General features: G+C 48.6%; 22 protein-coding genes. 12 read left to right on the top strand and 10 right to left on the bottom strand.

Annotated features, from left to right (window positions below; translation table 11 throughout):
- Window positions 1-94 precede the first annotated feature (94 nt).
- The gene (locus NSU14_RS18360) at window positions 95-1,186 is read right to left on the bottom strand and encodes an IS4 family transposase (RefSeq protein ID WP_340942393.1); all 1,092 of its coding nucleotides are present in this window, start codon (window positions 1,184-1,186) and stop codon (window positions 95-97) included.
- Window positions 1,187-1,744: 558 nt separating this feature from the next.
- A complete protein-coding gene (locus NSU14_RS18355) occupies window positions 1,745-2,287 on the bottom strand; it encodes an NADPH-dependent FMN reductase (protein ID WP_042135999.1) in 543 nt (180 codons plus the stop codon).
- 456 nt (window positions 2,288-2,743) lie between these two features.
- On the opposite strand from NSU14_RS18355, the gene NSU14_RS18350 reads away from it, so the two are divergent.
- The 4 genes from NSU14_RS18350 to NSU14_RS18335 all read left to right on the top strand — a co-directional run bounded on the left by NSU14_RS18350 (window position 2,744) and on the right by NSU14_RS18335 (window position 7,865).
- Window positions 2,744-3,790, top strand: coding sequence for an aromatic ring-hydroxylating dioxygenase subunit alpha (locus NSU14_RS18350; RefSeq protein ID WP_336101605.1), 1,047 nt, complete (start codon window positions 2,744-2,746; stop codon window positions 3,788-3,790).
- 183 nt (window positions 3,791-3,973) lie between these two features.
- Complete coding sequence (locus NSU14_RS18345; protein ID WP_076246748.1) at window positions 3,974-4,504, top strand: hypothetical protein; 531 nt, start codon at window positions 3,974-3,976, stop codon at window positions 4,502-4,504.
- A 242-nt stretch (window positions 4,505-4,746) separates the two neighbouring features.
- Window positions 4,747-5,751: a phosphotransferase enzyme family protein gene (locus NSU14_RS18340; RefSeq protein ID WP_042141049.1), complete on the top strand. Its 1,005-nt coding sequence runs from the start codon at window positions 4,747-4,749 to the stop codon at window positions 5,749-5,751.
- Window positions 5,752-5,990: 239 nt separating this feature from the next.
- Window positions 5,991-7,865, top strand: a complete 1,875-nt coding sequence (locus NSU14_RS18335) for an LTA synthase family protein (protein WP_340946649.1) — start codon at window positions 5,991-5,993, stop codon at window positions 7,863-7,865.
- 65 nt (window positions 7,866-7,930) lie between these two features.
- On the opposite strand, the gene NSU14_RS18330 is transcribed toward NSU14_RS18335, so the two are convergent.
- Entirely contained in the window at window positions 7,931-8,536 is a 606-nt protein-coding gene (locus NSU14_RS18330; protein ID WP_336101603.1) for a histidine phosphatase family protein, read from the bottom strand.
- 175 nt (window positions 8,537-8,711) lie between these two features.
- Window positions 8,712-9,725, bottom strand: coding sequence for a quinone oxidoreductase family protein (locus NSU14_RS18325; RefSeq protein WP_340946647.1), 1,014 nt, complete (start codon window positions 9,723-9,725; stop codon window positions 8,712-8,714).
- 114 nt (window positions 9,726-9,839) lie between these two features.
- Here NSU14_RS18325 and NSU14_RS18320 point away from each other — a divergent pair, with 114 nt between their 5' ends.
- The gene (locus NSU14_RS18320) at window positions 9,840-10,295 is read left to right on the top strand and encodes a MarR family winged helix-turn-helix transcriptional regulator (RefSeq protein ID WP_042141050.1); all 456 of its coding nucleotides are present in this window, start codon (window positions 9,840-9,842) and stop codon (window positions 10,293-10,295) included.
- A gap of 57 nt (window positions 10,296-10,352) precedes the next feature.
- On the opposite strand, the gene NSU14_RS18315 is transcribed toward NSU14_RS18320, so the two are convergent.
- The 5 genes from NSU14_RS18315 to NSU14_RS18295 form a co-directional block, all read right to left on the bottom strand.
- On the bottom strand, window positions 10,353-11,054 hold the full coding sequence (locus NSU14_RS18315) for a lysophospholipid acyltransferase family protein (RefSeq protein ID WP_076246741.1): 702 nt from the start codon (window positions 11,052-11,054) through the stop codon (window positions 10,353-10,355).
- Between the two features lie 113 nt (window positions 11,055-11,167).
- On the bottom strand, window positions 11,168-11,962 hold the full coding sequence (locus NSU14_RS18310; RefSeq protein ID WP_042136007.1) for an ABC transporter permease: 795 nt from the start codon (window positions 11,960-11,962) through the stop codon (window positions 11,168-11,170).
- 1 nt (window position 11,963) lies between these two features.
- Window positions 11,964-12,761, bottom strand: coding sequence for an ABC transporter permease (locus NSU14_RS18305; protein WP_340946644.1), 798 nt, complete (start codon window positions 12,759-12,761; stop codon window positions 11,964-11,966).
- Window positions 12,758-13,744, bottom strand: a complete 987-nt coding sequence (locus tag NSU14_RS18300; RefSeq protein WP_042136012.1) for an ABC transporter ATP-binding protein — start codon at window positions 13,742-13,744, stop codon at window positions 12,758-12,760. Before NSU14_RS18300 ends, NSU14_RS18305 begins: the two co-directional genes overlap by 4 nt.
- Before the next feature lie 137 nt (window positions 13,745-13,881).
- Complete coding sequence (locus NSU14_RS18295) at window positions 13,882-14,910, bottom strand: ArsR/SmtB family transcription factor (protein ID WP_052421809.1); 1,029 nt, start codon at window positions 14,908-14,910, stop codon at window positions 13,882-13,884.
- A gap of 205 nt (window positions 14,911-15,115) precedes the next feature.
- Between NSU14_RS18295 and NSU14_RS18290 the strand changes: the two genes are divergently transcribed.
- The 3 genes from NSU14_RS18290 to NSU14_RS18280 all read left to right on the top strand — a co-directional run bounded on the left by NSU14_RS18290 (window position 15,116) and on the right by NSU14_RS18280 (window position 17,263).
- The gene (locus tag NSU14_RS18290) at window positions 15,116-15,886 is read left to right on the top strand and encodes a hypothetical protein (RefSeq protein WP_042136014.1); all 771 of its coding nucleotides are present in this window, start codon (window positions 15,116-15,118) and stop codon (window positions 15,884-15,886) included.
- A gap of 125 nt (window positions 15,887-16,011) precedes the next feature.
- Window positions 16,012-16,356: an ArsR/SmtB family transcription factor gene (locus tag NSU14_RS18285; RefSeq protein ID WP_042136016.1), complete on the top strand. Its 345-nt coding sequence runs from the start codon at window positions 16,012-16,014 to the stop codon at window positions 16,354-16,356.
- A 43-nt stretch (window positions 16,357-16,399) separates the two neighbouring features.
- Window positions 16,400-17,263 carry an aldo/keto reductase gene (locus NSU14_RS18280; RefSeq protein ID WP_042136018.1) on the top strand — a complete coding sequence of 288 codons (864 nt, stop codon included), beginning with the start codon at window positions 16,400-16,402 and terminating at the stop codon, window positions 17,261-17,263.
- Between the two features lie 112 nt (window positions 17,264-17,375).
- Here the strand turns inward: NSU14_RS18280 and NSU14_RS18275 are convergent, their stop codons facing one another.
- A complete protein-coding gene (locus NSU14_RS18275; RefSeq protein WP_340946636.1) occupies window positions 17,376-17,786 on the bottom strand; it encodes a MarR family winged helix-turn-helix transcriptional regulator in 411 nt (136 codons plus the stop codon).
- Window positions 17,787-17,927: 141 nt separating this feature from the next.
- Here NSU14_RS18275 and NSU14_RS18270 point away from each other — a divergent pair, with 141 nt between their 5' ends.
- The 4 genes from NSU14_RS18270 to NSU14_RS18255 all read left to right on the top strand — a co-directional run bounded on the left by NSU14_RS18270 (window position 17,928) and on the right by NSU14_RS18255 (window position 23,336).
- Window positions 17,928-18,899: an aldo/keto reductase gene (locus tag NSU14_RS18270; RefSeq protein WP_042136022.1), complete on the top strand. Its 972-nt coding sequence runs from the start codon at window positions 17,928-17,930 to the stop codon at window positions 18,897-18,899.
- 180 nt (window positions 18,900-19,079) lie between these two features.
- Complete coding sequence (locus NSU14_RS18265; protein ID WP_042136024.1) at window positions 19,080-19,742, top strand: TetR/AcrR family transcriptional regulator; 663 nt, start codon at window positions 19,080-19,082, stop codon at window positions 19,740-19,742.
- Window positions 19,726-21,033: an MFS transporter gene (locus NSU14_RS18260; protein WP_042136026.1), complete on the top strand. Its 1,308-nt coding sequence runs from the start codon at window positions 19,726-19,728 to the stop codon at window positions 21,031-21,033. The genes NSU14_RS18265 and NSU14_RS18260 overlap by 17 nt, the downstream gene beginning before the upstream one ends.
- On the top strand, window positions 21,018-23,336 hold the full coding sequence (locus NSU14_RS18255) for an ABC transporter permease (RefSeq protein ID WP_340946633.1): 2,319 nt from the start codon (window positions 21,018-21,020) through the stop codon (window positions 23,334-23,336). The genes NSU14_RS18260 and NSU14_RS18255 overlap by 16 nt, the downstream gene beginning before the upstream one ends.
- Window positions 23,337-23,344 lie beyond the last annotated feature (8 nt).

Raw genomic sequence — 23,344 nt, 5'->3', positions numbered from 1 at the left:
GCGTATGCGTATGGATGGAGGTATCGGCTGAACCTATAACTTCGGCCCGAATACAAAATTGTTGTATAAAATACAAGCCTGTTGATTCCCCATATTATGGTATGGATATAATTCCCAAAACAACCTTGTTCCTGAGCAGACTAAGTTGAACCTGCCACTCCAGCGGAAGACTAAATATACGCCAATGCTGCATAAATTCCCAAAGGGTCAGTTGAGCAAAGGCAGGCACGTTGGGGTGGATTTCATCATAAACACGTCTCAGAAGTACATAGACCGCAAGGGCCACAAACAATTGGCTGTATACTGCATTTTCAGTGGTTCCAAATAGACATGGCACGTTCAGATGCTGTTTAATCCAGCGGAAAAAGACTTCAATTTCCCAGCGTGCCTTATAGATTTCAGCGATCACATAAGCAGACTCTTTTCTCAAATCGGTCACGACCCGTACGACTTCCCCCCGGTCATTCTCAAATTCTACGACCCGGTGGCGCTTAGCGGATTGGCACTTCCCTTGACCGATATAACAAGTAATATCACGAACAATGTTCGTTTCTCCCTCTGCGGGTCGCTGGAGGTTTCTCGGCTTCACCAAATGGAGATTGTCTTTGAGTCGAATCACAAACGACTGGCCCTGAAGCACATATTGATCCAATCTGCTGATTTTTCCGTACGCCCGATCCTGTACCAAAATGTAGTCCGTATCTGCCAAGACTTCTCCAAACGGAGCGTCATTGCGCTTCGCGATCGATTCCTCCACGTTCACGGGTGAACGCTGACCCTGCGAAAGAGCAACATGCAGCTTAATGCCCCCTCTGAATTTTTTGTACGAGGCCCAAGGCATTCGGGAGTTCGCCGCCGTGACCGTAGTCGAGTCAATCAGCAGAAGATCTTTAGGCAGATTCAGATGCCGCCGGGTTTGACGGTTACATTTCGTGACGAGCATTTGAAAGATACGTTTGAAGATTTCGTAAGGGACTTCACCGGCCTTGCCGGAAAGGGTGGAGTAATGAATCTCAGGCAAGTCAAAGTTTGGGCCTAAGCGGGCACTTTGCCGGAAGCCGTCCCATTTGTGGTAGCAGGCTTGGACAAAGTAATCGAGTAGCAACCCGACGGTCATTTTGGTTCCTCTATCCACGTAGTCCTTGGTTTGTCCGGTCACCATTTCGACTTCATCCGATGTTAACACTTGTTTGAAAACAGCTAAGAATGGGGTATATTTATTCATGAGGTCGCCTCATTTCGGTTTGGTTTGGTCGTACTTACCATTACCCGAAATGGCGGCCTTTTTTGTCCCTTTTTTTGGGAAATCAACACGCCTATATAAAATACAACATTTTCCTCATGATTTCGGCTCAAATCCAATAATGTTGTACAAAATGCAGCAATTCTCCTCCAGCATGCGGTTTAGCGAGGCAATTGTTGTATTTCATACAACAATCGGCCTGAACACCCGGGTATATACCAATACAAGTTGCAAAACGTGCAACATTTATTTCTACAAAGCTTTTTATGTCTACAAAGCTTTTTATGTCTACCAAGTAGTCTCCATTCTGCCGGCGCCATTCCCGCAGTGCTTGGAGCAACAGTCTGTTCGCGCAGCATTCTCACATAGTTCCGCTATCAATCAATCAATCAATCCATCCATCCATCTCAATGTAAAAAGGGGTCTCAATAGCCATTTCTGGCGGTTGAGACCCCTTTATTCCTTTATTAATGATAATGATGCGTTGCCATTACCCTTTATTTACTGACGCAAAGTCTTCAAGGCGCCGCTCCAGGCCAGAACCTGATCGAGCATGGCGTTAACGTTGGCGGTATGCAGATCGGCCGGTTTGAAGACGGAGCCGTTCTCGAAGTCAGTGAACAAGGAGAGCAGTGGGTGTACGCGAACATCTGCTACGGACAGCTCGCCGAGAATTCCGCGTAAATGCTCAGCGGCGCGGACGCCTCCGGCTGAACCATAGCTTACGATACCGGCTGCCTTGTTGTTCCATTCTTCACGGGCGGAGTCCAGGGCATTCTTGAGTGCTCCGGTAAGACTGTGGTTATATTCCTGTACGATAAACACGAAGCCGTCCAGTGTTGCCAGCTTGGCTGCCCACGCTTGGGCTTCCGCATAGCTGTCGGTTTCACCGAGAAGCGGCAGTTTGAAGTCGGCAATATCCACGATTTCGTAATTGGCATCTCCGCGTGCGTCAGCAATACCTTTCACCCATTCGCCTACCTGTGGGCTAACGCGGCCTTGGCGGGTACTTCCCAGAATAATTCCGATGTTTAATGTTGTCATTGTAATTCCTCCTCGAATGTGTTGTAAGTTTTTTGAAGTAGCTCTTATGTTTTTATTATAGCTTATAACTTAAATAAAGCAAGTTATTTTTAGAAACTATTATTAGGCGAATCTTACTAGACCGATATACTTGAAAAGACAGATATAATTGAAAGCACCCGTTCATCAGTGTGCAAAGCGGTACCATTCACAATGCTGTATGTATTGCAGCTTAAGGTAGCGCACCTGTTAACTTTTGCGGAGGATGGCCTGAATATACATCTATTAAGGTTTTGCCCCCATTATGTCATGATGCATAACATTGACAGGTGTATTTTAGGCGAAATTACAAAAGGAATGGATTTGTAATTGATTTTAGTAGCGAAATCAGTTTAAAATATACACAACAAGTTAGTTATTCTAACATATAATTAAATCATCTTATGCATTCATAGCGAATTGAGAGGTGGAGCGGTCATGATAGAGGAAAAGAAACGGCAGGAACAACTGGAGCTCCCGCGTGATTGCACCTTCTCGCCAGAAGACTGGCATATTCTGGCCCAGTACTGGTATCCGGTGGCGAGGGCAGATGAGGTTCAGGATAAACCTGTTCCAGTGAAGCTGCTGGATATGAAGCTGGTATTGTACCGCAGCGAAGGCAAGGTGGTCATTGCCCGGGACCTCTGCTTCCACCGTGGAGCGCCCTTAAGCAAGGGCTGGGTTGAGAACGGTGAGATTGTCTGCCCGTATCACGGCTTCCGGTATAACTGTGAAGGAAAGTGTACGGCGGTGCCGGCGCATCCAAGCAGCAAGATCTCACCCAAATTGAAATTGATTGTCTATCCCGCCGTGGAGCGTTATGGCCTGATCTGGACCTGCCTTGGTGGCACGCCGGAGCAAATCCCATCTTTTCCGGCCTGGGATGATCCCGACTACATTAATATTCTAATTCCGAGCTTTGATATTGCCGGTTCCTCCGGGCGGCAGATGGAAGGCTTCCTGGATGTATCGCATTTCGCTTACGTGCATACGGCAACCTTCGGTGACCGCAACAACACAGAGGTCCCCCAGTATAAGGTATGGCGTGAAGGGGATACGGAGCTGGTAGCGGAGTATTGGAGCACAGTCAGCAACTACGGCAAAGGTCAGGAGAACCCTGCACCCGAAGGGTTCATGTGGCTGCGCGAGTTCCGCGTCTTTGCACCGTTTGCCGCTTCGCTGACTGTCTATTTCCCGGATGAGGGCAGGTTGAAGATTCTGAACTGTGCATCCCCGGTATCCGCCCGCTATACCCGGCTGTTCTGCCCGATCTCCCGTAACTTTGACAAGAGCGCCCCTGTAGAGGATACGATCAAGTTCAATCTGCAGGTGTTCCAGGAGGATGCGGAGATGGTGGAGTCGCAGACTCCGGAGGATCTGCCGCTCGATCTGCAGGCGGAAGCCCATATCCCGGCAGACCGGACATCAATTGCCTACAGACAGCTGCTGACCAGCCTGGGACTGGGCAAGAATTATACGTCTTAACCGCAGGTGTAATTCCTTCGAACCGTTGTTTATACGAATAGAAAGCAGCCCGATGGTCAGCGAATGACCGGGGCTGTTTTTTGTGTTTAGTTATTATATTCTAATTCACTGATGTCGCAGCATTCTGGAAATTGGAAGTGTGCTATATTGAAGGAATAAATTAGGTTTGAGGTGAGCAGATCTATGGAAATCGAATTGAATAGACTATTCGCAAGAAAAATGGGGGTTATGCTTGAAGCCAGGCTTATCTGGTACAAGCATTATTACTTCTTTTGTGATGAAATAATTGAACAGATGGATAAACCGCCATATTGGATTATGGACCTGGCAACCCAAAAGTACATTGGGGACGCTATAAGAATAGTGAATACGTACGCATTCTCAGAACCCTTTGAGGCTTTTCCGGATACTGTATACGATCTGCATATTGGCTGTCTCTATTTGCGGTATGAACGTAAGGAAATCTCATGGGCCTCCTTTTTGGCGGACTCCGGTAGATTCGCTGACAGTTACCAGGCAGTGAAGCAACCCTGTGAATTTTTTTATTATATGCTTAATGATTATGAGGATCATGAATACTGGAGCCCGTTAGAGCTTGAACAGGCGGAGAGTGTGGAAAGAGAGTTTCAGAGTGCTATTGCTGAGGCGAAAAGGCTGTATAGCCCATTTGTTGATTATTTCCGTAACTATGTTGCCGGCCAAAGGGGGAAGTGAATCTCAAAAAAGCTTCAATAAGCTGGCGGATGACTGTATAGAAGCGGAATGAAATAAATAACAGTAAAGTTTGAATATATAAAAACTATCCATGGAGCTTGAGTGGTTGCTTTAGGTAAAATATGGTGGTTGGGATTCCGGTACAGGAAATCGCCGCGCAAATTAGATTTGGAGGAGATATTATAAACTATATTGAGGTTGCCCAAAAAAGTACTGCACACTTACTTCCCCTGGTATCAGAGTTGTACGGGTTATACGGCTATGAGTTCGGGCAGATTGAGGCGCATGAGGGTGGGCGTAATATTGTATACACCTGTGAAAAAGCAGGCGCCAGCCCCAAAATACTCAGGTTCGCTTTCCTGCCTGACCGGAGCCGCGACGATTTCCTGGGTGAACTGGAGTATGTCCGCTACCTGTATGAGCATGGAGGCAGCGTCGCGAATGTGATCAGCTCCCGGAACGGGAATCTGCTGGAAGAGATTACTCATGATAATCACAGGTATTTTGTCAGCCTGTTCACTAAGGCCGCAGGAAAAATGCTGGTGGAGCATCATTACCGGTACAGGGAAGGTGTGCCCATTACCGAATATTATTATAACTGCGGTAAAGTACTGGGGAAACTGCATCAGTTATCCAAAGAGTACACGCCGGTCCATCGCCGGTATAGCTTTTTTGACAAATACAATCCCGCATATCTGGATGAGCTGATTCCTGAATCCCTGGCCTTGCTTAAGGGGAAGCTGATTGAGCTGCTTAGCACCCTGCGAGAAGTGGAAGCGAACGGGGAGACTTTCGGAATGCTTCATTTCGATTACAATGACGGGAATTATTCAATAGATTATGATACCGGACAAATTACCGTATACGATTTCGACAATTGCTGTTTCGGCTGGTATATGTTTGAGCTGGCAGCTCTCTGGACACATGGAGTGGGCTGGATACAATTTGAACCCGATCCCGGTAAACGCAAGGAATTCATGGCAGATTACTTTGCAACCGTTCTCGCAGGGTACAGGTCAGAGACCCGGATTGAACCAGCGGTGCTGGATCAGCTGCCTTTATTCATCCAAGTTACCCTGATGGAAAGTGTTGTGGATGCCTTCGAGGTCATGCGGAATAACGGCGGGGAACCGGAATGTGGCGGGCGGCTGTCTTTTCTCATTAAATGCCTGGAAGACGATATTCTATATAACGGATTTTTCGATGAGATTTACTCGTGCGACGATCCGTTCGAGTATGAAGGATGAAACAGATGCCGTCCCCCGGAGGACGGCATTGCCGTTTTTACCCGTCTAATTAAAATAGGTTGATAACCTACGTAATTTGTGCTTTAATTCAGTAGTACAATTTATGCCTACAACAAATGTGAGGAAGTGACCAATCGTTAGTCCTTTTATGGCAACAGCTGGAGCAAAGACCTCTTGTTATGCATATTATTGAAACGTGATGTAATTCTTTCTGAAATACAAGGAGCTAGAGACCACTTATGAAAAAATCATTTGATATCCGCAACAAGCCTATATTGCTGTTCACTTTTCTCTTGCTGCTCAAGAGTGGGGTGGCGTGGTATGTTGTTTTTAATGACGGGCCTAACTGGGGCACCATGTTTACGGAAATTCCATTTTTCCTCATTGTATTCAGTCTCATCGAGTGGCTGGCACGCAAGCGGAAGATTCTCTATTATATGGTGGCCAATCTTTTTATAACGGTCATTTATTTCGCTGTGCTGATGTACTACAAGTATTATGGCGTCATTGCGACATATCATGCTCTGCAGCAGGCCGACAAAGTTACGAAGGTAGGGGAGAGCACCTATTCCCTCATCACTCCTTATTATCTGTTTATCTTCGTGGACGTCGTGTTCTTCCTGTTCCTGATGTTCCAGCCGAAATATATTTCGCGCTGGAAAGAAAGAGGTACCGTGCGGATGAGCCGGCCGGTGCTGACAGTGATCACTGCTGTCTCCATCGGACTGTGTATCTTCAATATCTGGCCGAACCATGCGAGCATGAATGAGATCAAGAAAGCCGAGAGTATGGGCATCCTCAACTACGAGGTATATACCCTGTTCGCCGATACTACGGAGAAGGAAGAAATCATCGACAGCAAAGAGATTACGCAGACGGCTGTGAATGAATTGAAAGGCATTACCGTGCCAGAGTCCCCCCAGTATTTCGCTGCCGACCAAGGCAAGAATCTGATCGTGGTCCAGATGGAATCCTTCCAGAACTTCCTGGTCGGCCTGACCATTGACGGACAGGAAGTTACGCCGAACATTAACAAGCTGGTGAAAGACAATACTTATTTTAATAATTTTTATACGGATGCGGGTCAAGGTACAACCTCGGACGCGGAGTTCGTGGTGAATACTTCTTTTTATGTGCCCAAGAATGAGCCGGCGACTTCTTCCAATTATATGAACAAAGCACTGCCGAGTCTGCCGGGTCTGCTGAAATCAAACGGCTATCATACGTATACCTTCCATACCAACAGCGTGGATTTCTGGAACCGCAAAGAACTCTATGCAGCCATCGGATTCGATAAGTATTATGATCAAAGCTTCTATGGGGACGATGACCATATTGCTTTTGGTTCTTCAGACGAAGTGCTGTTCGCCAAAACCGTACCCGAGCTGGCCGCTCTGGATGCGAAGGAAGAGCCGTTCTATGCCATGGTAATCTCCATGAGTGCTCATCATCCTTTCCGTCTGCCGGAGGATAAGCTTAAGATGACTCTGCCTGAGCAGTATCAGGGGACCTTGCTTGGCGACTATATCCAGTCCCAGAATTATGCGGATTATGCGATGGGGCAGTTCCTGGATGAACTTAAGGCCAGCGGAGTGTGGGACGACAGCCTGATTGTATTTTACGGGGATCACCAGGGTGTACCGCTCTATGCGCTTGGCGATAACGAGAAGGATTGGCTGAAAGAGCTGATCGGGTATGAGTACGGTTATACGGATATGTTCAATATCCCGTTCATTGTGCACTCTCCGTCCGGAACGCTGCCCGCTGTAATTGAGCATACCGGAGGACAGATTGATATTCTGCCGACTGTAGCCAATCTGCTGGGCGTCTCCGTGCAGAATCAGCTTCACTTCGGGGAGGATCTGCTGAATCAGGAGACCAATCTGTTACCGGTCCGGCACTTCCTGCCGACGGGCTCTTTTATCAATAATTCAAGTATTTATGTAACCGGAGAAGCCTACGCAGACGGAACCAACTTCAGCCAGAAGGATAATTCTGTGATTGCTGGCGGATCGACTGAAGCGCAGTTCAATAACGTGCAGAAGCTGCTGAATATGTCTAACAGTTACCTTGAGCAGCTGCCGGACCGTCCGGATGTTCAGTCAGAAGAATAGGTTTAGGTTTGAAAAAAGGCAGACCCAAAAGCCGTAATGGCTGGCGGGTCTGCCTTTTTTGTAAGCTACACAGTATAATTCTCCAGGGAAACGATCCATTTGCCGTCCTGATGCTCGATGGTGTGCAAGCCGGTATAGGAAGCCGGGAATTTACTGCCGCGGTTGTTCCAGTCTAATTCTTTTATAATATGATAGATAATATTAATGACTCCGCCGTGAGTAACAATCATGAGGTTACCTTCCGGATGGCGGTTGGCCTGTTCTTCGCATAAGCGGCCGAACGCTTCCTTGATACGTGTGAAGAACTCCAGCGGGCTTTCGCCGCCGGGATAGCGCTCGTCCATCCGTAAACCGGAGAAATACAAACCTGGAAACCGTTCATTTACGATTTCGTTCGGCATGCCGGCGATCACGCCATTATTCATTTCCCTCCAGTCCATACTGCGCTCGAGCGGCAATCCGAGCTCTCTTGCCAGCTCACCAGCCGTATCCAGAGCCCGCTGCAGATCGCTGCTGACAATACGCTTTATGTTAAATGAAGACTGGTTATCTTGAAGATAGCGGCCGAGCTTCTCGGATTGTCGGTAACCTTGCGTGATAAGTCCCCGCTGGCTCCATCCGCCACGGAATCCTTCATCATCTTTGCCGTGTCTTACCAAATAAATCGCCAATTTTCCTTCGGCCTCCTGTTCTGTAGAGAGTAAGCATGCTTCCTTATGCGGGATGCCCTGCTAAGTTTATCACTCACTTTCCAGATTTATCAAGAGGAGAAGTTACAACCGGGATAACAAAGCTTGACAAAAGCCGGACACGGGCCTGCTTATACAATTCAGGTCAGGGAATTACTTAATTCGCCGGCGTGAATACTACCCGCTGCTGACTGCCTGCCGGAGTATTCCACACTTCTTCAATCTTGGACAGCGGAAAAGCAATAGGGTTCGCAATGAGCTTGCCTCCAGCAATCGCATCGATGAGCGCCGGGAATTCGGCCAAGTATCCGGCTGGAGTCACAGACCCTTGACCGCTGCCGATGATCTGGAAGTTGGCCGAGCGGAGTGCGGCAGAAGGGATAGCGGCATCTGCTCCGGCAACGGAACCAATCTGGATCCAGGTCAGCAGCCGGCTGCGGTCAGACCGGCGGGTCAGCAGCGGAATCATAGCCAGTCCGGCAGGCTCGCCCCACAGATAGTCAAGAACGATATCCACTTCGGAAGCCGCCTCGCCGAGGCGCCGGGCAGCTGCTTGCGGATCACCCGCAAGTGACACCGTTACATCCGCGCCAAGCGGCGTAAGCGAACGGAGACGCTCCGGGTCCCGCCCGGCAGCGATAATCTGACTGGCCCCCATAAGCTTGGCGATCTGGACCGCCATCTGTCCGGAATTGCCGGTTGCTCCCAGAATGAGAACCTTGAACCCCGGCTGTGCCTGAACCCTGCGGCGCAGGGTCACCCAGGCTGACATGGCCGGATTCATAGCGGCAGCGATGAGCACAGGATCGGCATGAGCGGGAATTGGCACACTGCGCCGCAGGTCAATTACAGTTTTGTCGGCAAAAGAGCCTAGAGCAGTATCTGTTGTAACGAAATAGACCAACTGACCGTCCGGCAGCCTGCCTACCCCGTCAACACCAGGGATCAGGGGTAATTCATCCGTACTGGTGTAGTGAGAACCATTGGCTTGTGCCCGTACCCGGAGATGCAACCCGGCTGCAAGCACATCAACCAGAGCTTCATGTTCTCCAGAGGGAACCGGAGTATCGTGAATTTCATATTTCGGACCTGAATCGAAGGATCGTACAACAGCAGCATACATAATATTGGCCTCCATTTGCCCCATGGGCGAATTTTGTTTGTGACGCAAACTAATAAGTTTGTAATACAAACAATATAGTTTGTTTCACGTACAAAGTCAACGGCGATTATGATACAATGTGGACAGCAGGTTAGATAAATGATGAATTCCGGAGGGGCGAATATGAGCAGTTACGATGATTCTTTTGATAAACTGGATGATCTGTCGATTGTGGACAGTCTGGTGCAGCTATCCTTCCTGATCCAGAACATTCTCGCCAGAATAGGGGCGGAGCATGATCTCTCGATCATTCAGATCCGTCTGCTGGGTATCCTGAGGGACCGGGAACCGGGTATGCTGCAGCTGGCCAAGCATCTGGGACTTGATAAATCCAGTATTACCGGACTCGTGGACCGTGCCCAGCGCCGCGGACTGGTGGAGCGGACCGTGTCACCGGCCGACAAGCGGGGATTCAACGTGAGGGCAACTGCGGCAGGGTGGCAGATCATTCATGAAGTCGGAGAGCAGATTGAACGTCAGATTACGGAGGTAACCGCAGGTCTTACTGAAGCGGAACGTGCACAGACTATTGCTCTTGCCAGTAAGATTCTGATTACTGCGCCTGGGGCGAGTCGCTGAACAGAAAGAAGGCCATCCGCAAAGGATGGCCTTAGAAATTTCAAAGGATAGCTCAGATTATTTATAGACTCCCCGATAGCCTTCGGGTAATAATTCTGCTATTTTTTTCATTATGTATGAGAGGGTGGACTCTTCATATTCTTTTTTATCCTGCTCCTTCGCCCGCTGAAGCAATTCGAATTGTTGTCCGATCTGGATATGCACATCTGCCTTATTGAACGTTTCCGCCTTCATATCGCCATCTTGATGAATAGGTAAAAGCTTCTCTGTCCCATATAACCCGACAGGTACAATGGGAGCTCCGGTTAATCTTGCTATAAGAAGGATACCTTTCTTCGCTTCAATCAAACTGCTGGCTCTGCTTCGGGTTCCTTCCGGGAAGATCAGTAAGCTTTCCCCTTGTTTAACAAGCTTGATTATCTTTTCGAGACCCTCTTTGTCAGCGGTATTGGGCTTAATAGTTGTAGTCTTAATTACATTAACACCGATGCTGGTCACTGCATTATTTGACAGCTTTTCACCTGCTACAAAAGTCGGATCAATCGCTTTTAGAGCTTTGTCCAGCACTAATCCATCCGAATTGCTTAGATGATTACATACAAAAATAGTCGGTGTTTGTATTTCTTTTAAGTTTTCACTGCCGGTTATATGTATATTTGCATATTTGTTCAGGTAATTATTAATAATATTTCTCGATATGGATGTGACCCATTTATCCGGCAAAAAATTTATGATTCTTGCCGCTGTAGCGGTAATCATATACGTATCCCCCCAATATTCACCTGCATCAAGGATACCATATCCTGACATGAAGATTAATGTCTATTGGAAGAACGAATAAAGGCCGCCATCACTGGAAGCCTCTATGTATCCTACTCCATCTCCATAGTGCCTTTAACCCTTGCTAAATATTCAGCATAATAGAACAGCAGTATACCCAGGAGAAAAAATCCGCATCCAAGCAAACCCTCTTCGGCCATCCGGGTAAGGATGGTTGTAAATTCATTATCCCCGGTACGAATAAGCAGTTTTGTCGCTTCTACACCTCTTGTCAGCGGGAAGAATTCAGATAATGTGTACATCCAGTCCGGCATATAAGAACGCGGGAAGCTGGCTCCGCTGAACAGGAGCAACACGCTTGCAAGCAAATTGGACCAGATATGCATCGAAGGCGACCAGAGCGCAAAGCTTGAGATCACAAACCCAAGTCCGCAGGCGGCGGAAATGGATACGGTCCACACGAGGCCAAGCCATGCAAGCTGCTCTCCCGAGAAGGTAAGCCCAAAGATCAGCATTCCGAAAGCGAGTCCAAGTGCTGCCGTGAACAGGCCGCTGACAATATGAAAGATAGCCCGGGCAAAGAAGACGGCTATTTTGCTGGCAGGGCTTGCCACTACCAATTGCAGTGTACCCATCTGGCGGTCAGAGTTAATAACGGTCATCATGCCGAAGACAGCGTTCATCACGCATAACAGAAGCGCATTCGAAACCACATAACCGGCAAGATTGCTTCCCTGGAAAGCGTATTTGGCCAGCATTGCGAAGAAGAGCAATTGGCTTAACGGGTTAATGACCATAACCATCAGGTAGACACCGGGATTAAGCCAGCCGAACAGTGCTTTGAACGACAGGTGCGCATGCCGGTAAAACCGGGCAACAGATTCCATTTTAGAACACCCCTAAATTTCCATTTATTCTGGCTCGTTTCTCTACAAGCCGGTAGTAGGCAAGAGAAATAACGAGATAAAAGACGGTTAACAGCAGCAGTACTCCCCAAGCAACAACAAGCTCATCCTGTTTCATATCCTTCCTGCTAATGATTCTTAGTAATTCAATGGCCCAAGTAGGGGGCAGCACCCAGGATAAAGGCTTGACCCAGTCTGGAAGTACGGAGACCGGAAACATAAAACCGCATATGAGATACACCGGATATTCCAGCATGTTCATCAGGGCATAAGCCTGACGGGACAGCGTAAAAGACATGGCCAGAAAGAAGGAGAAGACCGACAGTGCGCATAGGACAAATAGGTAAGCAAGTATGAATTGCAACGGATGCCCGATAATCACTGGAACGCGGTAAATGACGATTAAATAAAAATAAGAAATCAGTATGGATAATATTCCCCATAGAGTGTTGGCAATAATTTTGCCGGCCAGCGTAAGCCCGAATGGGGTAGGGGCTGTGAACAACAGCTCTAAAGTTCCATAGTACTTCTCACGGTTAACATCACTGGCGGAAGAGAATACGATGGAGGACCAAAGGGTAATGAACCCGGAGCCCAGCACAACATACTTAAAAATTTGCTCCGCAGAGGAATTTCCATATACCAATATCGCTATGGTCGAGAACAGGAATGGCATCAGGAAGATAATAAACTGGAACATTGGACGGGCGAGCGAGAGCTTCATATGTACTTTAATCGTATGGAGTAAGGATCTCAGATCCGGTGTAAGGGTGTAACTCATGAGGCATCCCCGCCTAATATTTGAATATAGACATCCTCTAAAGTAGGCGTTGTAATCGACAAATTCGCCATTCTTACCGGGCCTGCAATATGATACAGCTCCATGATGAGCTCTTGGGGAAGTCGGGTTTGAATTCGCAATCGCAATCGCTGCAGCTGCTCCGGCTGATCAATTTGCAGATGGAGGGTTGCCGGATGCGCCGTGATTATCGCCTGTTCCTCCTCCGTAAATTCAGTGATGCTGCAGGTTACAACGGAAATTTGATCGATTCGCTTCTTAAGCTCCTCTGGAGTGTCCAGTACAGAAATCAGCCCTTTATCTATAAAAGCTATCCGGTCGCAGAGCTCATCCGCTTCAGGCATGTAATGCGTAGTGAGCAGAATCGTCGTACCTTGCCGCTTTAAATGATGCAGAATATCACGCAGCTGCCTTGCGCTCACCGGGTCAAGCCCGATCGTCGGTTCATCCAGGAACAGAATTCTCGGCTCATTCACCAGACCGCGGGCAATCTGCAGCTTTTGCTTCATGCCCTTGGAGAAGGTTTCGACTCTGCGGTGGGCAACTCCGGTCAAACCTACCAGCTCCAGCAATTGTGGAATCCGGCTCTTCTGCACCTGGCGGGGGACTTTATATAAATCTGCAAAATAAGCGAGATTATCATAGGCCGATAACCGCCAATACAGATTGCGCTCTCCACCGAGAATAAAGTTGATCTGTGAGCGCAGCTTCTTGAATTCCTTCACAGGGTCAAGCCCGAGAATACGGACCTCGCCGGATGTCGGCGTAAGCAGCGTGGTCAATATTTTTATCGTTGTTGTTTTACCAGCGCCGTTCGGACCTAATAACCCGAGAATCTCCCCTTCACGCACAGAAAAGCTGATACCCTGAAGAGCCTCGACAACCTTTCGCTTTCTTCTGAAAATGCCTTCCTCGGTTTGATAGGTCCGCTTCAAATTATGAACCTGGATGATCTCTATGCTCATGTAAGATAACCACCTTTATAATATAAGATAAACGTCTAATATTAAAATACCATCCCATTTCTATTTTAGGCAAGTACATTTTTTATGATGAAATGAAAAACGACCACCCGGTTAACGGGTGATCGTCTAATTTACAGCTATTCCATTTGCACAAATGAACTCAGCTCTTGCAGCAGCCTGTTGAACCTGGAATGATCAAGCTCGAAATATTTAATGTTGCCAACCTTCTCCTCAACGATCAGACCGGCTTGCTTCAATATTTCCAAATGATGCGAGATTGTCGCAGTCGTTAAATCGAGTGTGTTCGCAAGCCTTGCCCCGTACTCCTTGTGCTGATGCAGAATTCGCAGAATCATAATGCGGTTACGGTCGGATAATGCCTTCAGCTGCTTCTCCAGCTCCAGGCTCCGCTCCAGGGTATTCAATGGAGTGTTATAACAGCCATAAATAACGATGCAGGTATGATTATCGAATATCCGGATATGACGGGGAGTCAGGAAATAGGAAGGGATGAAGTAGAACGTCTGATAGTTACTGACTCTGCGAAACGATTTTTCCATCAGCTTTTGCGCCAAGTGAAGCGGCTCCAGCCCGAAAGCCTGGGCTTCTTGGATGGCAGCTTCATATAAACCTTGCTTAGTGTTCAGGTGCTCCTGAAAGACAGCCGAGGTTGTTATCTCCTGCAGCAAGAGATTGATGGATACACGAATCGGCTTTATGTCAGTGAACATGACCTTTATAAATTCCGGCTTATCGCCAAACATGGAGGCCGGATTAAGGCCAAAATCAGCAGTTGTATCCGGATGGAGCAAAGCTTCAGCAATCTGCTGCTGTGGCACTTCCCCGCCAAAAATATAGAATAGATAAGACTCGTCAGACAGCCCGGAAATTTCATCCAGGAATAAAGCCATATCATTGAAATGGGGAAACGGAATAAAAAACTCATACAGGTACATGAAATCCCAACGGCTGCTTATTCTCCAGTTAGTAATAAAGGCAATGGCCTCAGCAGATAACGCTTGATGCAACAGCTCATGCTCATGCTGTGCATAGGAATGCTGGTCAGCCTCGGTATAACTTGATAATAATGCAATAGCTTCCGCTACAGAAGAGATTGTATGTATAACTGTCTTAGTAATGCTGTTCTCACTCTGTTCGAGCGCCAATGGACATCCCCCTTTACTCTCATTTCAACATAAGAGATGAAACTTCTTTTGTCAAATTGCTGGTGCGCGCTTATATCTTGACAGCAACAATTCAAACATGATAACTTTACGGTAGATTAATAAAGGCAATGTAACCTAAGGGTTCAACCTCGCTGAGAAGTGGGGTTGGGCCCTTTTTGCATTGGCGGACCAGAGGAGGATTCATATGCGGAGAACAGAATTGCTGCTGCAGCGGCTGGACGAAATCGGCAAGTCACTGGAGCGTACGGGCGATGCTCTATTATTATTAGGTGTTGGTTCCGTTGGGGTCGAGACGGCACGGATGGATGAGTACTCAGATTTGGATTTCTTCGTTATTGTGAAGCCGGGAGTGACCCGGAGATATATCGACCGGTTGGATTGGCTCGAAGCCATACAGCCTCTTGCCTATGCTTTCAAGAATTCGGACCTTGGATATAAGGTGTTGTTCGAGGATGGGATTTTCGCGGAATATGCTGTATTCGAGGAATCGGAGCTGGCGGACGCCGCTTACACGGAGGGCCGGGTGATATGGAAGAACCCCCTGTATGCCAATACGGCAATCGCCAGACCTTTAAGACCCCTCCCTTCTCCGAAGGAGGATTCCCTGGACTTTCCTTTGAACGAAGCCTTAACCAATCTATACGTAGGCCTCGGACGTTATGCAAGAGGTGAGCGTCTATCCGCTACGCGGTTTATTCAGGGATATGCTATTGACAGGATTCTGTCTGTACTCCATCTGCTGGAGGACGAGGTTGATTATTATCCCGACCCGTTTGGAAATGAAAGACGGCTGGAGAAGAGATACCCCCGTTTTGCAGAGATTATCGGCGGGATGATTCAGGGATACGATCATGTGCCCGAATCGGCACTATGCATTCTGGATTTCTTGGAAGAGGTGTATCCGGTCAATCCAAGGTTAAGTGATGAGATCAGGCGGTTGGCCAAGCTAATGTAAAGTAACGGACTTGCTTCCTGTTATGGGAAAGAAAGGTTCTTGAATTTCTTTCCCGAAATGCAGCCGGGGTGGAATTTGTGGTATCTTATTTCCGTCCAAAGAAATAAACGATTAAATGAAAAGGGATGATTTCCGTAGACCAGGAACTTGTGGCGGCTCTTGCCACCGAATTTAGGAACTCGCTCAAGGTGCTTAACGCGGTCGGAGATGAGACCCGGCAGGCCATCCTGATGGCCTTGCTTCAAGGGCCGCAGAATCCCGGTATGCGTGTAGGTGAGATAAGGGTGGAAACCCACTTATCCCGTCCGGCCGTTTCGCATCATCTGAAAATCCTGAAAGAGGCACAGATTATTAGCGTCCGGAAAGTAGGAACACGTAACTATTATCGTCTGGACACCGGAAGCAAGCTGATGTTGTTGAAAAGCTTAGTAAGCGAATTGGAGAAGGCCCTTGCACAATGTGACAGGTAATCATCGGAGCCGTAATCCGGAAGAGGAAGGGAGGGGACCGTCAATGAATCAGACAGTTCAAGCGGTGAACGGAGTAAACATTCCCCAACTGGGGTTTGGCCTGTATAAGATCAAGAATGGGGAAGCCTTTGAGCAGACGGTAGAGAATGCTATCCGGAGCGGGTACCGCCATTTCGATACAGCGAAAATATACGGTAATGAAGCGGCACTGGGCCGGGTCATCCTGCACAGCGGCATTGACCGTGAGGAGTTCTTCATTACCTCCAAAGCCTGGACGACGGATCTTGGGTATCATGCGACGAGAAAGGCGTTCGAGCAGACTTGCCGGAAGCTGAACGTAACGTATCTCGATATGTATCTGATACATTTCGCAGGCCCTCATTATGTTGAGGCCTGGAAGGCGATGGAGGAGCTGTACGATGAAGGCAGGATCAAAGTCATAGGTGTTGCCAATTTCGGTATCCGGCATCTGGAGCAGCTCAAGAAGAACGCCCGGATCCTGCCGATGGTGAATCAGATCGAAACTCATCCGGAGTTCCAACAGAACGAATTGTATGACTATATGGTTCAGAACCGGATTCTTCATGAGGCGTGGGGGCCGCTCGGGCAGGGAAGCAAGGTGCTGCTGGAGCATCCGGAGCTGACAGCCATCGCTCATGCTCACCGCAAGTCGGTTGCGCAGGTCATTTTGCGCTGGCATCTGGAGCGGGGGAGTATTGTTATCCCTAAGTCGTCCAATCCGCAGAGGATCCAAGAGAATAGCGAAATTTATGACTTTGCACTGAATCGGGAGGAAATGGAACGAATCCGGAGGTTGGACACGGGGAAGAGATATTCCGTAAACCCGGCAGGTCTTATGGTTAATCCGGTGTACGTGACATTCATGAAGCTATTCATTCCAAGGTGACTCCGCATATAGACAATGCGCATAGAGAAGAGGCCAGCCCGCGAGGGGGTGGGCCTGGAATTTCCCGTGAATTACCCGTAATGATGTATTGCGGCAGCCGTATCTTAAGCAGTCAAGGTGCTTTCGTTCTCTCCGCCAGTGAAGCAATCGACTCCATGTCCTGATCGGTTAACTGACTCAGGAAATGCCTGCGTATTGCCTTGGAGACTACAGGAAGGGCTGCCTCCAGGGCGGATCGGCCGGCAGAAGTAATGATGATTTGTACACCCCGGTCTGTGTCCAGCGGTTTTCTTAGTACGAGACCCCGTTTCTCCATCCGCGTCAGATGATGGGATAACCGGCTTTTATCCCAGTCCATAGAGTCAGCCAGCTCCTGTTGGCGAAGCTTGCCCTCCCCGAATTGTACTAACCGGTCTAATACTCCGAAATCGCCCTCGGATAGCCCGGTATGCTCAGACATCTCTTTCACAACCCGGCCGAAGATACGTTTGAAGGAGCCTTTCCACATATTCCATAATTGCATTTCATCTTCGTTTAATTCGCTCATATTGTCCATAGAAGGATCATAGCACGGTTGACGTATCAACCACAAGATGCTATTGTATGTTTGTTGGTTGATACGTCAACCTAAAGATTCATAAACATATAGGAGTGTGACTATTCAATGGAATATGTGAAGCTTGGACGAAGCGGCTTGGATGTATCGAAGTTAAGTCTTGGAACCATGAGCTTCGGGGTACCTGAACGCGGCAATACCCCGTGGTCGTTGAATGAAGAGAACAGCAGACCGATTATTAAAAGAGCAATCGAATTAGGCATTAATTTTTTCAGTACTGCTAATATGTATTCCGATGGTACCAGTGAAGAGATTCTCGGAAGGGCCATAAAGGATTTTGTCCGCCGGGACGAAGCGGTGATTGCCACGAAGGTGTTCGTACCGATGCGTAAGGGTCCCAATGCAATGGGGCTTTCCCGTAAAACCATAATGACCGAAATTGATAACAGTCTACGACGGCTTGGAACAGACTACATTGACCTGTATCAGATTCACCGCTATGATCCGAATACGCCGATTGAGGAGACGATGGAGGCTCTCCATGACTTAGTAAAGGCTGGCAAGGTTAGGTACCTTGGAGCATCCTCCATGCTGGCATGGCAGTTTGCGAAGGCGCAGTCCACCGCAGAGCGAAACGGCTGGACAAGGTTTATTGCTATGGAGAACAGACTTAACCTGCTCTACCGGGAAGAAGAAAGGGAAATGCTCCCGCTATGTAAAGATCAGGGGGTAGGGATCACACCTTATCTGCCTCTGGCTGCGGGCCGGTTAACCCGGGATTGGGATCAGCTCACTGAACGATCAGAGAAAGACCAGATAGCCAAGGCGATGTTCACCGGAACGGAGGAAGCGGACCGCAAGGTTGCCCAGAGAGTTGCTGAGGTTGCTGCGAACCGTGGGCTTCCGCGCGCACAGATTGCGCTTGCCTGGCTGCTGCATAAGGAGGAGGTTACAGCTCCGGTCATCGGGTCTACCAGGATCGGCCAGCTTGAAGATTCGGTTTCGGCATTGTCTGTTCAATTGACACCTGAAGAAATCACAAGCCTGGAAGAACTTTATATCCCTCATCCATTCATCTAAACAGCCTGAAGTTTTAATTAAAATGTGATTCCCGCTATATTTGCAAGAAGAAGGGCGCCGGAGCTGCGCCCTTTTTTCCTGTTTGTAACATTTTTAACGCGACAGCTCTGCAAAAGCATGTTATTCTATAATCAATTACCGACAGACAGTCGGTCGGTACAACTTAAGGAGAACTAAACTATGAGAATTGTAAAAGAAGCCGAAATACGCAGAAATGAAATTCTTGACGCAGCGGAAGAGCTTTTCGGCCAGAAGGGCTTTGACGGAACCAGCACGGGCGATATTCTGGGCAAGGTCGGGATTGCACGGGGGACGCTATATTATCACTTCAAGTCCAAGGAGGATATTATGGATGCGCTGATTGAACGGACGAATGCCAATATTCTGGGGGCTGCGCAGCACATTGCCGCTGACAAGAGCATACCTGTCATTGACCGGATTCTCCGCGTGGTTATGGCATTGAACATTAGCGGCGGAAACGGAAGCAGCACGGAAATCATGGAGCATATTCACAAGCCGCAGAACGCGCTTATGCATCAGAAGATTCAAAAAGCGATCATCAGCGGTGTTCCGCCGATCCTGACACCGATTATCTGCGAAGGCATTGAGCAGGGAATATTCAACACCCAGTACCCCTATGAATGTATGGAAATGGTTGTGATCTATGCGAACACGATTTTTGATGATGACATGGTTGAAATGACGGATGAGGTACGCATGTCACGGGTACTGGCGTTTATTTCGAATGTAGAAAGGCTGCTCGGGGCCGAAAGCGGAAGTCTGATGAGCGTAATGCAGATGTTCGGTAACGGAGAGGAAGCCAGAGATGAAGACGGCGAATAGATCCGGCAAAGGGTTCAGTAAATTTCTGCTGCTCTGGTCAGGGCAGCTGATTTCAGCAATAGGAAGCGGTCTTACCTCGTTCGGGCTGGGGATTTATATTTTTCAGCAGACCGGTCAGGCATCCGCCATGGCACTGGTAACTTTGCTGGCGTTTATGCCTTCGCTGCTGTTGAGTCCGCTAGCGGGGGTGCTGGCGGACCGCTATGACCGCAGGCTGCTGATGGTACTGGGCGACAGTCTTTCCGCAACAGGACTTATTTTCATTCTAATCTGTTTACTGAACGGAGAAGCGCAGCTGTGGCAGATTTGTATAGGAGTGACTATTAGCTCGGCGTTCTCCTCGCTGCTTGATCCGGCTTACAAGGCTACGGTTACGGATCTGCTCAGCGAGGAGCAATACACGAAGGCTAGCGGTTTTGTTCAGGTGGCCGGTTCGGCCAAATATCTGATTTCGCCTGTCATCGCCGGATTTCTGCTCGTTGTTTCAGATGTGAAGCTGCTGCTGGTCATCGACATCTGCACATTTTTCGTAACTGTTGCTGTAACACTTGCTGTACGCAGCGGTCTTTCCCCGAAGAGCTCCGGGCAGGCACAACCCTTTATCCGTGAATTCAAAGACGGCTGGAGAGCTGTTTCCGGTAACCGGGGCGTGCTCGTGCTTGTGGTTATGACCTCTGTAATGACATTTTTTATTGGTTTCATTGAGACCCTGTCCATGCCGATGATCCTGACTTTTTCGGACAGTGCGGTATTAGGGACGCTTGAGACTATTATTGCTTCGGGGATGCTTGTGTCGAGTGTGATCATAGGAATGCTGCCGATGAAGAAGGGTTTTGTCAAAATCCTGTCAGTGTCGCTCTTTTGCTCGGGAATAAGTATGGCGGCTTTCGGACTCCGTGAGAATATTGTGCTGCTTGGCATTTCAGGATTTCTCTTTTTTGCCATGCTGCCATTCACGAACACAGCCCTGGATTATCTGGTTCGCACCAACATCGATAATTCCGTTCAGGGAAGAGCCTGGTCACTGATTGGACTGGTGTCACAACTGGGGTTTGTCGCCGCTTATACGCTATCCGGTGTGCTGGCTGATTATGTGTTCACTCCATTGCTGGTTACAGGCGGAGTGCTTGCAGGCAGTGTGGGGAAGGTCATCGGCACAGGCAGCGGACGGGGCATGGGACTGCTTATTATTATCGCAGGGCTGCTGTTAAGCTTAGCCTCGCTCATCATTTATCATTTGAAATCAATTAGAAGCCTTGAGAACAGAGGTGACATATGTACTACCGAATAATCCGGAATGATATTCTCAAAAGCAAGGGGATTACCCTGACCACGATGATATTTGTGGCTGCCGCAGCGATGCTGGTTTCTCTGTCTGCGATACTGGTCGTTAATCTGTCCGGGGCCATTGATACGCTCATGAAGCAGGCCGGTACACCGCATTTCATGCAGATGCATTCCGGTGAACTGGATAAGCCGCGGTTTACCGCCTTTGCCGAGCAGAACAGCAAGGTTGACGAATTTCAGGTGCTCGATTTCCTCAATGTTGAAGGTACGAGGATTGTGATTGACGGCCAATCGCTTGCGGACAGCGTTCAGGATAACGGCTTCAGCACGCAAAGCGGGAAATTTGATTATCTGCTGGACCTGGACGGGAACGTGATAACGGCAGCCGACGGTGAGGTCTATGTTCCGGTTACCTATATGAAGGACGGCTCAGCAAAGGTTGGGAGTTCGCTCGCAGTGGCCGGCAAGACTCTCACTGTAGCAGGTTTTTTGCGTGATTCACAGATGAATTCGCTGCTTGCCTCGTCCAAGAGATTCCTCGTCAGCGAGCATGATTATGCAGAAATTAAGGATTCAGGAAGCACAGAATATCTGATTGAGTTCAGACTCAAGGACTTGTCCATGCTTGGCGCATTTGAATCAGATTACACTGCAGCTGGTCTTGAAGCCAACGGACCGACCCTAACCTATCCGCTATTCAAAATGCTTAATGCCATATCCGACGGACTCATGATTGCGGTCATCCTCCTGGCAAGCGTGCTGGTGGTTGTTATTGCATTTATGTGTATACGCTTTACGCTCCTAGCAACCATAGAAAGTGATTACCGCGAGATCGGTGTGATGAAAGCCATCGGATTACGTGTATCTGACCTGAAGAAAATCTATCTTGCGAAATACGCAGGTGTGGCGGCGCTGGGCAGTATTCTCGGATTCGCGCTTTCGTTCGTATTCAGAGGTCTGCTGCTTGAGAATATCAGGTTATACATGGGGGAGAGTGAGAACTCTGCGCTTGCCTTAGGCTGCGGGGGCATTGGTGTTCTGCTTGTATTCCTTGCGGTTACCGCTTATGTGAATAGGGTGCTTACACGCTTCCGGAAGATTTCCCCCGCAGAAGCCATCCGCTTCGGTACTTCCCAGGAACAACCGGCGGGCTCGAAGCGTTTCAATCTGAGCGGGAACCGGCTGCTGAATACGAATGTTTTTCTAGGCGTCAAGGATGTCCTGTCGAGGAAAAGTCTATACGGCACAATGCTCGCTGTACTCGTGATCTCTGCATTTATTATGATTGTTCCCCAGAACCTCTACAACACGATTGCCTCCAAAAGCTTCATCACCTACATGGGAATCGGGGACAGTGATCTGCGCCTGGATATTCAGCAGACCGGTAATATTGCCGGGAAGGCGGCAGAGATTGCACAGGCTATGGAGCAGGATGCAGCCATCTCCCGCTATGCAGTGCTGACAACGCAGGCTCTCAAGGTAAAGCTGGAGGATGGATCGGAGGAACGGTTAAAGGTTGAGCTTGGCGATCATTCGATCTTCCCGGTGGCTTATTCCCAGGGAAACAGACCGGCTGCGGAGCATGAAATTGCCCTCTCCGGTGTGAATGCGGATGAACTGGGTAAAAAGACCGGGGATGCTCTTAGCCTGATGATCGACGGGGAGGCCAGGGAGCTCACGGTAAGCGGCATTTATTCGGATGTGACCAATGGCGGGAAAACAGCCAAAGCGGTGTTCACTACGAGATCGGCTGAGGTTATGTGGTCCGTTATTTATGCGGAGCTTGCAGATCCGTCGCTAACCGGCAGCAAGGTAACCGAATATGCGGACCGCTTCAATTATGCGAAGGTGTCGGGCATTGATGAATATGTTACACAGACCTTCGGCTCTACCATCAGCTCAGTCGGTAAGGCCTCCCGGGTAGCCATTACCGTGATGCTGTTCATCAATGTACTGATAACGCTGTTGTTTATGCGGATGCTTGTGGCCAAGGACCGGCATTCCATTGCCGTCATGAAGTCACTCGGGTTTACAAATTCGGATCTGACTGTACAGTATTTCTCACGTTCGGTATTCGTGCTGCTTATCGGGATGGTTCTCGGCACACTGCTGGCAAACACGCTCGGGCAGGTACTTGCGGGGGTGCTGATTTCCTCGTTTGGAGCTTCATCGTTCAAGTTCGTAATCAATCCGCTATCGGCGTATGTGTTATGCCCGCTGATGATGGCAGGCTCAGTGCTGATCGCCACAATTATTGGTACAGCAGGAACAGGGCGAATTCAAATATCCGGGAATATTAAGGAGTAGGTTATGGA

Origin of the sequence: Paenibacillus sp. FSL R10-2771 (genome assembly GCF_038000205.1) — a bacterium.
Classification (GTDB): domain Bacteria; phylum Bacillota; class Bacilli; order Paenibacillales; family Paenibacillaceae; genus Paenibacillus_AQ; species Paenibacillus_AQ phytohabitans.
The sequence above is the reverse complement of the archived record's forward strand: the minus strand, read 5'-3'. Positions and strand labels throughout refer to the sequence as shown.